The sequence below is a fragment of the bacterium genome (assembly GCA_035308905.1).
Taxonomy (GTDB): domain Bacteria; phylum Sysuimicrobiota; class Sysuimicrobiia; order Sysuimicrobiales; family Segetimicrobiaceae; genus DASSJF01.
In genome coordinates, this window is sequence record DATGFS010000059.1 from 1 (window position 1) to 13,181 (window position 13,181).

Annotated in this window: 15 protein-coding genes; 12 read left to right on the top strand and 3 right to left on the bottom strand. The window is 68.4% G+C overall.

The annotated features are described in order from the left end of the window. A partial coding sequence (locus tag VKT83_16490) for a type II secretion system protein (GenBank protein ID HLY24065.1) occupies positions 1 to 217 on the bottom strand: 217 nt, incomplete at its 3' end. Positions 218 to 523: 306 nt separating this feature from the next. Between VKT83_16490 and VKT83_16495 the strand changes: the two genes are divergently transcribed. From VKT83_16495 to VKT83_16550, 12 genes are all read left to right on the top strand, one after another. Then, positions 524 to 1,462: an ABC transporter ATP-binding protein gene (locus VKT83_16495; GenBank protein ID HLY24066.1), complete on the top strand. Its 939-nt coding sequence runs from the start codon at positions 524 to 526 to the stop codon at positions 1,460 to 1,462. After that, complete coding sequence (locus VKT83_16500; protein HLY24067.1) at positions 1,459 to 2,232, top strand: ABC transporter permease subunit; 774 nt, start codon at positions 1,459 to 1,461, stop codon at positions 2,230 to 2,232. Before VKT83_16495 ends, VKT83_16500 begins: the two co-directional genes overlap by 4 nt. Further along, entirely contained in the window at positions 2,232 to 2,957 is a 726-nt protein-coding gene (locus tag VKT83_16505) for a hypothetical protein (GenBank protein ID HLY24068.1), read from the top strand. Before VKT83_16500 ends, VKT83_16505 begins: the two co-directional genes overlap by 1 nt. Positions 2,958 to 2,962: 5 nt before the next feature. Continuing rightward, on the top strand, positions 2,963 to 3,376 hold the full coding sequence (locus VKT83_16510) for a DUF4352 domain-containing protein (protein HLY24069.1): 414 nt from the start codon (positions 2,963 to 2,965) through the stop codon (positions 3,374 to 3,376). A 7-nt stretch (positions 3,377 to 3,383) separates the two neighbouring features. Beyond that, positions 3,384 to 4,004: a hypothetical protein gene (locus VKT83_16515; GenBank protein HLY24070.1), complete on the top strand. Its 621-nt coding sequence runs from the start codon at positions 3,384 to 3,386 to the stop codon at positions 4,002 to 4,004. Between the two features lie 99 nt (positions 4,005 to 4,103). Further along, positions 4,104 to 4,904 carry a hypothetical protein gene (locus tag VKT83_16520; GenBank protein ID HLY24071.1) on the top strand — a complete coding sequence of 267 codons (801 nt, stop codon included), beginning with the start codon at positions 4,104 to 4,106 and terminating at the stop codon, positions 4,902 to 4,904. Continuing rightward, positions 4,882 to 5,601: a metallophosphoesterase gene (locus VKT83_16525; protein HLY24072.1), complete on the top strand. Its 720-nt coding sequence runs from the start codon at positions 4,882 to 4,884 to the stop codon at positions 5,599 to 5,601. Before VKT83_16520 ends, VKT83_16525 begins: the two co-directional genes overlap by 23 nt. Before the next feature lie 137 nt (positions 5,602 to 5,738). Beyond that, positions 5,739 to 7,349, top strand: coding sequence for an ABC transporter substrate-binding protein (locus VKT83_16530; GenBank protein ID HLY24073.1), 1,611 nt, complete (start codon positions 5,739 to 5,741; stop codon positions 7,347 to 7,349). 50 nt (positions 7,350 to 7,399) lie between these two features. Then, on the top strand, positions 7,400 to 8,326 hold the full coding sequence (locus VKT83_16535) for an ABC transporter permease (protein HLY24074.1): 927 nt from the start codon (positions 7,400 to 7,402) through the stop codon (positions 8,324 to 8,326). A gap of 9 nt (positions 8,327 to 8,335) precedes the next feature. Then, complete coding sequence (locus VKT83_16540; GenBank protein ID HLY24075.1) at positions 8,336 to 9,283, top strand: ABC transporter permease; 948 nt, start codon at positions 8,336 to 8,338, stop codon at positions 9,281 to 9,283. A 19-nt stretch (positions 9,284 to 9,302) separates the two neighbouring features. Continuing rightward, positions 9,303 to 10,793 carry a M81 family metallopeptidase gene (locus VKT83_16545; GenBank protein ID HLY24076.1) on the top strand — a complete coding sequence of 497 codons (1,491 nt, stop codon included), beginning with the start codon at positions 9,303 to 9,305 and terminating at the stop codon, positions 10,791 to 10,793. Positions 10,794 to 11,228: 435 nt separating this feature from the next. Further along, positions 11,229 to 11,594 carry a PAS domain-containing protein gene (locus VKT83_16550; protein HLY24077.1) on the top strand — a complete coding sequence of 122 codons (366 nt, stop codon included), beginning with the start codon at positions 11,229 to 11,231 and terminating at the stop codon, positions 11,592 to 11,594. 67 nt (positions 11,595 to 11,661) lie between these two features. On the opposite strand, the gene VKT83_16555 is transcribed toward VKT83_16550, so the two are convergent. Continuing rightward, entirely contained in the window at positions 11,662 to 11,832 is a 171-nt protein-coding gene (locus VKT83_16555) for a hypothetical protein (protein ID HLY24078.1), read from the bottom strand. A 132-nt stretch (positions 11,833 to 11,964) separates the two neighbouring features. Continuing rightward, on the bottom strand, positions 11,965 to 13,176 hold the full coding sequence (locus VKT83_16560; protein HLY24079.1) for a type II secretion system F family protein: 1,212 nt from the start codon (positions 13,174 to 13,176) through the stop codon (positions 11,965 to 11,967). Between the last annotated feature and the right edge of the window lie 5 nt (positions 13,177 to 13,181).

Here is a 13,181-nt window from a genome sequence, read left to right on the forward strand (position 1 = left end):
CCGTGCTCGGGTTGTCGGTCTGCCACATCGCCACCGAGGTCTCCAGGTTCCGCTGGTTGCTCACGCACGACGCCTTCCGTGCGCGCTCGCGGGCCAGCCCGAACTGCGGCAGCAGGATCGCGGCGAGGACCAGGATCACCAAGATCACGATCATCAGCTCGATGAGCGTGAAGCCCCGTTCGTCGCGCTGCATCTTGCTCAAGAGTTTGCGAAGCACTGCATCACCTCCACCTGATGTGCGTACGTCCTGAGTAGCCGTTCACAGCGGAATGACAATCACGCATGAGGCAAGTGATCCCGTCTCTCCCGCGCCCCCTCCTTTCGGCCGTCGATGCGACGCCCGATCACCGGCGCGCTGCGACCCTCAGAACCGCCTGCGTCCCTACTCGTGGTCAGCGTCCGTCATGCCCAAGGGGGCCGCGTGTTAGACGCGACTCGACGTCTAGGTCCCTGCGGCGGTGGGCATATGATCTGCAGCGCACTTGCACGAGATCTCCATCGGAACGACCACGGAGGACAGACGGTGCAACCGGCGATCTCGATCCACGACCTGGCCAAACAGTATCGCAGTTCGCAGCGCTCCGACCGGGCCGCGCTGCTCGGCCTCACCCTGGACGTGCCGCCGGGCGAGATCTACGGATTCCTCGGGCCGAACGGCGCCGGCAAGACGACGACCATCAAGCTCCTGCTCGGGCTCATCCGGCCGACCGGCGGCGGCGGGACCGTCCTCGGGCACCCGTTGGGATCCGTTGAGGCACGGCGGCGGGTCGGGTTTCTTCCCGAATCGCCGTATTTCTACGAATACCTCCGGGGGGACGAGCTCCTTCACTACTACGGTTCGCTGTTCGGCCTCCGGGAGCGGATCCGCCGCGAGCGCGTGGACGCGCTCCTGCGTCTCGTCGGCCTCTGGGAGCAGCGGCGGGTCGGCGTGCGCAAGTACTCCCGCGGGATGCTCCAGCGGCTTGGGCTCGCGCAGGCGTTGATCAACGATCCGGATCTCGTGATCCTGGACGAACCCGCGGGCGGGCTCGACCCGATCGGCCGGCGGGAGATGCGCGACGTGCTGCTTGCGCTGCGCGAACAGGGCAAGACCGTGTTCCTCAGTTCGCACATTCTCGCGGAGGTCGAAACGGTCTGCGATCGCGTCGCGATCCTCAACCGCGGCGAGCTCGCGGCCGTCGGCCGGATCGGCGACCTCCTCGGCGCGAGCCGGGAGATGGAGCTCACGATTCACGGGGCCAACGGCTCGCTCGGCCGTCACATCGAGGCGATCCCGGGCGCGACGATCTACCACGGCACCGACGCCACCGTGGTCGTCGTGCCCGAGCAGCGCTTTGTCTACCCGATCATCGATCTCGTGCGGGAGACCGGCGGCCAGATCGTGTCCCTCGGCGCCAAGCGTGAGCGGCTCGAGGATCTCTTCGTCAAGCTTGTCGGGCGGCGGGAAGGAGGTGACGCATGAACCCGGCCGTCACCCTGACCGTCGCGGCGCAGGTCATGCGGGAAGCGTGGCGGCGGCGGACGCTGCCGGTCCTCGCCCTGTTCGGGTGCGGGATCATCATCAGCAGCGCCTTCCTGTCGTTCTTCCAGCTGGGCGTTGAGATCAAATTCTTCAAGGACGTCGCCATCACGGTGATCTTCTTGTTCGGGGCGATGGTCACGGTCGTGCTCGTCAGCACTCAGTTGTCCGGTGAGATCGAAAGCCGCACGATCTACAACGTGCTGAGCAAACCGGTCCGGCGCGTCGAGCTCGTCCTCGGCAAGTTCGCGGGGTCCATCGCCGCGACCGCGCTCGCCGTCGCGCCGATGGTGGCCATTCTCGTGTTCTTCATCCACGTCGACCAGGGCGGCGGGATGTTCGAGGCCGTCAAGGCCGGGTATCTGCTGTGGCTGTCGTTCGTCGTCCTCTCGGCGATCGCGTTTGCGATCGCCTCCTTCAGCGGCTCGGTCGCGTGCGCGGCGCTGACGATCCTTGTCCTGGTGCTCAGCTATCTCAAGTCCGCCGTCACCACGTACATCGCGCTCGTGTCGCACAGCCGCGTCGCGACCGACGTCGGCCAGGCGTTCTACTACTTGCTCCCCAATTTCGAGAACTTCAACGTCCGGACCGCCGTGGTCCACAACACGGTCGTACCGTGGCCGTATCTTTTCCGAACGAGCCTGTACGCCACGGCGCTGGTTGCCTTCTTTCTGTACATCGGTGTCCAGGTGTTCCAGGAGCGTGAATTCTAATGACCGCCGCCGGAACCCGCGTCCGTGTGGCGATCACGGCGGCGCTCCTGCTGGCCTGCGTGGCCGGCACGCAGGCATTGGTCGACGCTGACCGGCTGGCCGTCAACGACGAGGCCGGGGTGCCCTTCACCGCGGCCGCCGTCATGGTCCGCAGCTTCACCGGTCAGATCCGGGGCTTGCTCGCGGACTTCCTGTGGCTGCGCGTCGACGAATATCAGCATCGCCGCCGCATCGTGAACGGCGACGTCCTTCGCGCGGACGACGAGGCGCTCATGCCGCTCGTGCGCCTGATCACGTGGCTCAACCCGCATTTCACCGACGCCTACGCCCTCGGCGGTCAATGGCTCGCCTTCCACTTTGGGCGTCCCCGCGAAGCGGTGGCGTTCTACGAAGAGGGCATCCGCAACAACCCCCGCGACGCCGAGCTGCTGACGGGCGCCGCTTGGGTGTATTGGCGGCTCCTGCACGATCCGGCCAAGGGCGCCGCCAGGGCCGAGCAGGCCGCCCGTGTCACCGATGATGACATCGCAAAGTTCCAGGCCCTCTGGTTCGTCGCGCACATCCTCGCCGACGGCGGCGATCGGGCCGGCGCGATCCGCGCGTGGACACAGGTCGGCCGGATCCCGGGCTATGAGCAGACGGCCCGCTACTGGATCGCCCGCCTCTCCCGGCCGGCTTCTGCCGGGGGCGCGCCGACGTCGGGCGCCGGGAAGCCGCGGCCGTGACGACGATGATGAAGCGCCTCCTTCAGCTGGCCACCGCGCTCGTGCTGGTCAGCGCCGTCGTGCTGGTGACGCAGTGGGCCTATCCGGCGGGCCATCTCGCCGTCCATCTCGGACGCCCCGAATATTCGCGGGTCGTCGGAGAGGCCGAGATCTACGTGACGATCGATCTGCGGCTTGTCAACGTCGGCATCGAGCCGGTCACCGTCGACCGGGAACACTTCCTGCTCGTCGACAGCCAGGGGCACACCTATCGGAGCGATCCCTCGACACACTTTCTGCGCAACCATTTCGACGTGACGGTGATCCCCCCGCTGCGCGACATTCAGGGAGCGACGGTCTTCCGGATCGCCCCCGGCCGGAGGGCGGCCGAATTGATTTTCGTCACCACGACGGGACAGATCGCGCACTTCCGGCTGTGACGCGAGGATGACTCCCGCCCGCCAGATCGCGGCCCTCGCCGCCGCGGCGGCCCTGGTGGCCGCGGGGTTCGTCGCGCTCGGCCGCGGCGCACAACCGGCCCCGGTCGCCGTCGGCGTCTCGCCGGGATCACCCGGACCGGGATCACCCGCGGCTGCCGGGGCGGCCCATGAGCCGCCGGCGCGCGCCGGGCAGCCGTCCACCGGCGCCTCCGATTCGGGGGACGCCATGGACGCCGGGGACATTCTCGAACCGATGGCGGCGCAGCTCGCGGACCTTCTGGAGCACCTGCGGGGCCAGTGTGCCGCGGCGCGTCGAAGTGGGGGCGCGCGGCTCCTGTCCGCGGCCACGCCGTGCGTCGGTGCCGGCGAGGCGGCGGCGAGCACCGTGGAATTTGTGCGCGGTACGCTGGCGAGCGCGGCGGGGCAAAACGTGTCCGGCAGTGTGCGCTCCCGATGGACGCGCGACCTTGACGCGGCCGCCGCCGAGATCCGCTCGTCGCTCACGCCGGTCCAGGCATCGCTGGGGCAGGCGCTCGGATCGGGCGCGCCCTCGCCGGTCGCGGTTCGCGACTTGGCCCACCTCCGCGACCGGATTTGGCGGGTGCTGGCCATCCTGGATCAACCGTAGCGCCCTCAGACCCGCTCGACCTGGGTATGCTATATAGCAGGGGAATTTCTCGCCACTTTATTCACACTCGTCAAATCGGCCGGGAGGACACGGCGCCGGGTGAGCATCACCGCGGGGATCATCGAGGCGGAACGCTTCTACGCGGACGCGCTGCGCGCGCTCGTGCGGAGCCGCGTCCCGTTCATGATCGGCGGCGCCTATGCCCTGCGGGTCTACGGGGGCATCGTGCGCCACACGAAAGACCTCGACGTGTTTTGCGCCCGCCGGGACCGCGCCCGCGTCGTGCGGACGCTACTGCGGTCGGGAGATCACGTCGAACGCACCGACCCGACCTGGATCGTGAAGGTGTTCCGCGGCGATCTGTTCATCGACGTGATCTACGGCTCGGGCAACGGCATCTGCCCCGTGGATCGCCTCTGGCTCGAGCACGCGCGGCCGGCCCGTTTGCTCGGGTCGCGCGTCCGGCTGATCCCGCCCGAAGAGATGATCTGGAGTAAGTCGTTCGTGCAGGACCGCTACCGGTACGACGGCGCCGACATCGCGCACATCATCCGCCGGCAGGGACGGTCGCTCGACTGGCAGCGCCTGCTCGACCGCATGGGGCCGGAGTGGGAGGTGCTGCTCGCGCACCTCATCAACTTCCGCTTCACCTACCCGGCCGAACGCGACGTCGTACCGGCGTGGGTGCTCCACGAGCTGCTTTCGCGGTTCGAGCACTCGCAGAGCGAAGTCGACGGCGGACGGGCCCCCGATGCGTCCGTCTGCCGCGGCACGCTCTTTACGCCCCACGACTACGTCCCGGACGTGACGGCGTGGGGATACGCCGACGCCCGCGCGGACATCGCCCGGCGGGCGCGGAGGAAAATCCGTGGCAAAAATGCGGATCGCCGCGCTGGGTGACCTGCACATTCGCGACGCGGTCCCCGAACCGCTGCGCCAGGCGTTCACGGAGGTGAACGACCGCGCGGACGTCCTCGTGCTCTGCGGCGACCTGACCGATCACGGTTTCCCGAAGGAAGCCGAGGCCCTCGCGGAGGCGCTCGCGCCCTGCCGCATTCCGAAGATCGCCGTGTTCGGCAACCACGACTTTGAGAGCAGTCCGCCCGAAGAGATCACCAAGATCCTGGGCCGCAGCGGGCTCATAGTCTTCGCGACCGAGCCCTGGGTCCTCGACGGGGTCGGGTTCGTCGGCGCGAAGGGGTTCGCCGGCGGCTTCGGCCGCCACGCGTTGCAGCCGTGGGGCGAGCACACTGTCAAGCAGTTCGTCCAGGACGCCGTCAACGAGGGCGTGATCCTCGAGCGGGCCCTCCACCGGCTCAAGTCCGAACACGGCGTCGAGCGGGCGGTCGCGGTCCTGCACTACGCGCCGATTCGCGAGACGGTCGAAGGCGAGCCCCTGGAGGTCTTCCCGTTCCTCGGTTCGTCCCGCCTGGTCGACCCGCTCGACCGGTTCGGCGTCGCCGCGATCCTCCACGCGCATGCCCACCACGGGGCGCCGGAAGGACGCACCCCGCAAGGCATCCCGGTCTACAACGTCTCGCTGCCCGTGCTGCATCACGTAAGAGCCGACCAGAATTACCGCATCATCGAAGTCTAACGGCCGGGTCCCCCCCGTCACAGCGCGCCGCGCGGAGCCGGGACGTCCGCGGCGGCCTTTTTGAAAGTGGGGCCGGAGGGGTTCATCGGGCGGGACCGAACATCAGGCCTACCTCCAACGGGATCGAGGTGGGATCGATGAGTCACAGGCGCACGGCAGCCGGCAGGCCGACACGCCGGGAGTTCCTCACACGGGCCGGACTGGCCGCGCTCGCCGGGGCGTCCGCGGGCTGGCTGCCGCGGGGCGCCGCGGCCGCGGCGAAGCGCGGCGGTACGATGGCCGTCTCGGGGCATCAGGAGATTTCGAGCCTGAGCCCCGACGACTCCGGGCCGAACGTCATCTGGTCGGCCGTCACGCAGATTCACAACGCGCTGCTCGAACTGGATGAGAATTTCAACCTCGTTCCGACCCTTGCCTCGTCGTACACGGCGTCGCCGGACGGGCTGGCCTACACGTTCAGGCTGCTCCACGGCGTCAAGTTTCACGACGGGACCGAGTTCACCGCCGACGACGTGAAGTACACGTACGAGTGGTACATGAATCCCGCCAACCACGCGATCCAGGCCAACAACTTCAAGGGCGTCGACTCGGTCCAGGCCGCCGACAAGTACACGGTGCGCGTGAAGATGCGCGAGCCGAACGCGGCGTTTCTGGCGAAGGGCGCCTCGACCTTCATCGTGCCCGCGGCCTACCACGGCAAGATCGGCGAGAAGGCGTACAAGAGCGCGCCGATCGGCACGGGCGCCTTCCGTCTCAAAGAATGGCGGCCGGCCGAGCGCACGCTCGTCCAGGCGTTCGATCAGCACTTCCGCGGCCGGCCCTACCTGGATTTCTTCCGGGTGGACATCGTTCCGGAGCCGTCGGTGCGCGCGATCGGTCTGCAGACCGGCCAGTCCGACTCGTCGGTGTGGCCGCTCCTGGTCGAGGACAATCTCCGCTTCGCGAAGGACCCCAACTTCGTCACGTACGTGACGATCACGACCGGCGTGAACCACTTCCCGATCAACAACAAGCGGCCGTACTTCGCCGACAAGCGGGTCCGGCAGGCCCTGATGTTCGCGATCAACCGGCAGCGATTGATCGACGACATCTTCAAAGGCACGGCGGCCCTCGCCACCTCCCACCTCTCGCCCGCGTTCAAGACGTACTTCGAGCCGAACGTCGTCAAGTACCCGCACGACCCGGCGAAAGCGAAGGCCCTGCTCGACGAGGCGGGCTGGAAGCCGGGCCCCGACGGGATCCGCCAGAAGAGCGGGACGCGGTTCTCGTTTACCTGTACGACGATCGTCGGCGATCAGGCGCGCCGCCCGGAGGCGGAGGTCGCGCAGCAGGACCTCAAGGCCGTCGGCATCGAGATGAAGCTCGCCGAAGCGCCGGTGGCGACGATCACCGAGAAGCTGCGCAAGGGCGAGATGGACGCCTCGCTGTTCAACTGGACCTACGGCGGCAGCCTCGGCGACCCCGATCCGTCGCTCACCCTGCGCTCGAACGGCGGCAACAACTGGTCGCAGTATGCCAACCCCAAGGTCGACAGCCTGATCGACGCCGGCCTCAAGGAACCCGACCCCAAGAAGCGGCGACCGTACTACAGCGAGATCCAGAAGATCGTCGCGGACGAGGCGCCGTTCGTCTACCTCATGTACTGGAACTGGTACAACATCTTTTCGAAGCGGGTCCAGGGCCTGCCGAAGACCATGTTCAACGGGCCCCAGATTTACCGGAAGGCCTATCAGTGGTGGCTCGCGTGATGAGGGACCTCGGGGCGTCCTAGAGGGCCCGGGCGGGGTCGCCGCGGCGGATGTGGCGCTATCTCATCGCCCGGCTGCTCCAAGGCGCGGCGGTGGTCTTCCTCGTCGCCACCGCCGCCTTCCTGATCCTCCGCCTGACGCCGGGCAACCCCGTCGACGTCCTCGTCGGGGAGGCCGAGGTCACCCCCGAGCAGGTGGCCGGCATCAAGCACCTGTGGGGCCTGGACCGGCCGTGGTATGTGCAGTACATCACGTGGCTCGAGAACATGGCCCGCGGCGACTTCGGCGAGTCCGTGATCCGGACCGGCGTCCCCGTCCGCACGATGCTGGCGCAGGCCGCGCCGGTCACCCTGACGCTGAACGTCGCCGCCTTTGTGGTCTCGGCGGCGATCGCGATCCCGGTCGGAATCGTCGCCGGCGTGCGGCGGTACTCCCTGTTCGATTACACGGGCACGGTGGGCGCCACGCTCGGCGTCGCCCTGCCCAGCTTTTGGATCTCCCTCATGGCGATCATCCTCTTCGCCGTGAAACTGCGGTGGCTGCCCGCGTTCGGCCTGCAGTCGTGGACCGGGTACGTTCTGCCCGTCGCCGTCCTCGCCACCGAGCAAACCGCGGTCATCACCCGGCTGATGCGCGGCTCCGTCGCCGCGGTGCTGCATCAAGACTACGTGCGGACCGGACGGGCCAAGGGGCTCGCCGAATCGGCCGTGGTGCTGCGCCACGCGGTGCGCAACGCGCTGCTGCCGGTGATCACCGTGCTGGGATACCGGGTGGCGTTTCTCTTGAGCGGCACGATCATCGTCGAAACCGTCTTCGCCCTGCCGGGTGTCGGCCGGCTCCTGACCGATTCGGTCTATCACCTCGACTATCAGGTGGTGCAGGTGATCGCGCTCCTCCTCGCCGTCATCGTGGTCGCCACCAACATCGCGACCGATCTCGTCTACGCGCTCGTGGATCCGCGGATCCGGATCGGGTAGCGCGCGGCGATGCGATCGCTGGACCGTCCGCTCGACCCCGCCGGCCGGCAAGCGGCCGGCAACCACGACATCACAGCCGGGGCGCGCGCCGCGCGGCCTCCGGCCCGGCCGGTCCGCCGGTCGGAGTTCTGGCGCGCCTGGCGGCGGTTCGTCCGTTACCGGCCCGGGATCGCGGGGCTCGCGGTGGTCGTCGCGATCGGGCTCGTCGCGATCTTCGCGAACCTGCTGGCCCCCTACTCGCCGCTGGCGGTGAATCCCGGCATGCGCGGGGGCGCGCCGACACCGGCGCACCCGCTCGGGTTCGACCACATCGGCCGGGATATTCTGAGCCGGCTCGTCTACGGGTCTCGCGTCGCGATCGCCGTCGCGCTCCTCGCGACCGCGATCGCGGTAACGATCGGCGTCGCGGTCGGCACGACGGCGGGATATCTGGGGGGCCGGGTGGACGCGGTGCTGTCCCGGATTACCGACGCGCTGATGGCCTTCCCCGTCCTGGTCTTGCTCATCGCGCTCGTCGCCGTCGTCGGCCCCAATCTGACGAACGTGATCCTCGTGATCGGGGCAACCGTGTGGGCATCGTACGCGCGCGTCGTCCGCGCCGATGTGCTGAGCCTGCGCGAGCAGGAGTTCGTCATGGCCGCGCGGGCGATCGGGGCGACGGACCGCCGCGTCATTTGGCGGCATCTCGTGCCCAACGTCGTCGGCCCGGTGATCGTCCTGGCGACTCTGTCGGTCGGCAACATCATCATCCTGGAAGCGGCGTTGTCGTTCCTCGGCCTCGGCGTGCGGCCGCCGACGCCGGATTGGGGCGGAATGCTGGCGGACGGCCGGGCGTTCATCACCATCTATCCGCAGATCGTGATCGCCCCGGGAGTCATGATCGCGGTCACGGTGCTGGCCTTCAATCTACTCGGCGACGGCCTTCGGGACGCGCTCGACCCGCGCCACAAAGAGTGACAACGGAGGGACTCTCGCGATGCGCATCGCCATCGGCGGATTGTCACATGAGACGAACACGTTCTGCGCGGCCCTGACCGAGGTCAACGAATTCAAGGACCGGGAGTGGACGCACGGGGAGGCGCTCGCCGCCCGCCATCGCGGCGTCCGCGACTACCTCGGCGGCATGCTCGCCTCCGCCGACGAGCGCGGCATCGAGGTCGTCCCCACCTTTGCGACCCGTGCGACCCCGTCCGGCACGATCAGCCGCCGGGCTTATGAGGAGATGCGCGGCGAGCTCCTCGCCGGCCTCGAGGGTGCCGGACGGGTCGACGCGATCTGCCTCGCGCTCCACGGCGCCGGCGTCGCCGAGGGCGTCGACGATATCGAGGGAGATATTCTGGAGCGCGTGCGCGCGATCGCAGGAGCGGCGGTCCCGATTGTGGTGACGCTCGATCTCCACGGCAACCTGACGGACGAGATGGCGCGATACGCCACGGCCCTGCTCGGCGTCAACGAGTACCCGCACGTCGACTCGTACGAGCGCGGCGTCGAGGCGATCGCCCTCGCCGCGGACGCCGCCGCCGGACGCGTGCGGCCCGCGATGCGCCTCGTGCGGCTGCCGATGCTCGTCCCCACCACCGCGACGAGCCAGAGCCCGGTCCGGGAGATCAACGCGCGGTGCCGGGACTGGGAGGGCCGCCCGGGCGTCATCGACTGCACGTTCTTCCACGGCTTCGCGCACACCGACGCCCCGGTCGTCGCGGCGGCCGTCGTCGCGACCGCGGACGGCCGCGCGGAGTTGGCGCAGGAGGCCGCGGCGGACGTCGCCCGGTACGCGTGGGGGCTGCGCGAGGCTTTCTTGAAGTCCGCGCCGGGGCCGGCCGAAGCGATCCGTCAGGCGCTCGCGTCGGACGGCCGTCCCGTGGTGATCAACGAGACGTCCGACAACCCGGGCGGCGGCGCGCCCGGCGACGGCACGCATCTGCTGCGCACGCTGCTGGACGCCGGCGCCACCGAGTCGTGTTTTGGCTTCGTGTGGGACGCCGAGACCGCCGCGCAGGCGCACGCGGCCGGGGCCGGCGCGACGATCCGGGTCCGGCTCGGCGGCAAGACCGACGCGATGCACGGCGCTCCCGTCGAATGCGAGGCATACGTGAAGTGCCTGACGGACGGCCGCTTCATCCAGCAGTCCCCGATGGGCCGCGGCGCGCAGGTGGACCTCGGCCGCATGGCGCGGCTCGTCATCCCCCGCGGGCCGGCCGGCGGGATCGACGTGCTGGTCTCGTCCGTGCGGTCGCAGACGCTGGACCCGGAAGTGTTCCTGCTGCACGGCATCGACGTGACCCGCTGCCGGATTGTGGCGTTGAAGTCGAGCCAGCACTTCCGGGCCGGGTTCGAGCCGGTGGCCGACCGAATCATTACCGCCGACTCGCCCGGGCTCACCACTCTCGACTTGACAACGTTTCCATACCGCCGGCTCACCCGGCCCGTTTGGCCGCTGGACAGGGGCGCCGCCTTCGAGGTGTGACTCTCGCGGGCAAAGTGTCATGCCGGTTCCCCCCTAGCCCCTCGCCGCGACGATGTGACCGGCAGGGCGCGCCGTGGAGGCTGCTCGAACGGCCGCGCCTCACCCTCGTCAATGCGAATTTGGGCCAAGCCTGCGACGGAATTCATGGAGAAAAGACTCCGATTTACCGCGCGGACTACGTACGTCGCCGAGTCAAATCTACGGGGAACTCCGAATGGACACGACGGCTGCGTCGAGTAGGCTATAACCAGACACGCGATGGCGCCACGCGGACAGACCAGACCGTGGCGGAGGGGGGACGCGGTGCCTGCGAATCCGGTAACCTCGCGTTGGGCGCGCGCAAGATGCGCGCGGCCGGCGGCGAGGAGATCGCCCGGGGCTTCCCGCCCGCGATGCACCATGCCCGCCGGGCGTGCCTCTGTGGGCCGCGGGCGGATGGACGCCGCCGCGGGGAAGTTGAACGCGGCGCTGCGGTTCATCGGCAATCCGCTGCCCATGTGGGTCTACGACTTGGCGACGCTGCGGATCCTCGACGTGAATGACGCGGCGCTGGCGCTGTACGGCTATGACCGGGGCGAGTTCGTGGGCCGGTGCGTGACTGAGCTGCGGGGGGCGGAGCGCGCCGGGGACGAAACGGTGTCGATCGCCGCCGCGGATGCCGCGCTCCCCGTCTCGGTGACGCGGTGCCACCGGCGGAAGGACGGCACGCCGATCGATGTGCACATCCTCTCCCGCCTTCTCACGTTCGACCGCCGCCCGGCGGTCCTGGCGGTGGCGCAGGACGTGACGGACCCGCGGTAGACGCCCGGCGGCCGGCTCATCTCAGATCAGCCGTTCAACCCTTCATCGACTGTCGCCCCACCAAACTTTAGGGCTTGGGGCCGTGGTCCGGATCGACGTGGTTGTTGTTGGGGTTCTCTTGTCCATTGTGATTGCCCTGGCCCGGATCACCACCCTCGAATCCGGCAAAGGTCGGACCGACCTTGGCCAGTAGCAGAAGCACTCCTACGATCAATGCAACGAACCAACGCGACTTCATCCGCCTCCCCCTCCCCGTCACACCGCATCAGCGAACTCCAACGATGTGCAGACACTCTACTGGCCGCGCATCGCCACCGTCAATGCAAGTTGATGCCAAGACGGCGACGGATTTCATGGAGCAACGCGACGCCTACTTGATCGCGCCGACCAGCGTAAACAACGGCAGGTAGAACGAGATCACGATGAACCCAACGATGCCGCCCATCACCATGATGAGCATCGGCTCCAGCACGGACGTGAGCGCCGCAACCGCGTATTCGACCTCGGTATCGTAGAAATCGGCCACCTTGGACAGCATGGTGTCGAGCGCGCCCGTGCGCTCCCCGACCGCGACCATCTGCACGACCATCGGGGGAAAGATGCCGCTGGCCTGGAGCGGCGCGGAAATGCTCTCGCCCTCGCGGATGCTGGTGCGCACCGTATCGAGCGCTTTGATCAACACCACGTTGCTGGTGGCCTTCGCGACCACGTCGAGCGCGTGGAGGATGGGCACGCCGCTGTGAATGAGCGTCCCCAGCGTCCGGGAAAAGCGGGCCATGACGACGTTGCGGTTGACCGGGCCAAACAGCGGCATCCGCAGCTTGAATTTGTCGAACCAGCGGCGGCCGTTCGGCGTCCCGATGTAGTAGCGGAAGCCGTACACGGCGACGACGAAGACGATCAGGAACACGTACCAGTACTGCCGGCTGGTCACGGTGAACCAGATCAGGAAGCGGGTCGGCAGCGGCAGGGGAACGCCGAGGTCCTTGAACACGTCCACGAACTTCGGCAGGATGAAGAACACGATGAACCCGACGATGCCGCCGGCCGCCGACGCGACCAGGATCGGATAGACCATCGCCGACTTGACCCGCTGGCGCAGCGCGAGCTCCTTCTCGAGGAAGCCCGACAGGCGGCCCAGCACGTCGTCCAGGGCCCCGCCGGTCTCGCCGGCCCGCACCATGTTGACGTAGAGCTGGTTGAACGCCTCCGGGTGCGCCGCAAGCGCGTCCGACAGCGGCACGCCGCCCTCCACTTCCGTCTTGACCTTGGCGAGGACCTCGCGCAGACGCTGGTTCGTCGTCTGCGCCTGCAGGATCGCCAGACTCGCGATGATCGTCAGGCCGGCGTTGATCATCGTCGCCAGCTGGCGGGTGAACACGGTCAGATCCTTCAGCTTGACGCCCTGGAGGCGCGCCAGCAGGTCTTCGACCTTGGGCTGCGTCGCCCGCCGTTTGAGCGACGTGATGAGGTAGCCCATCTCCTGCAGGCGTGAGATCGCCGCGACCTCCGTGTCGCCGTCGATCGCGCCGGAGATCATCTTCCCCGCCCCGTCCCGTCCTACGTATGCGTACGTTGCCACAGCCA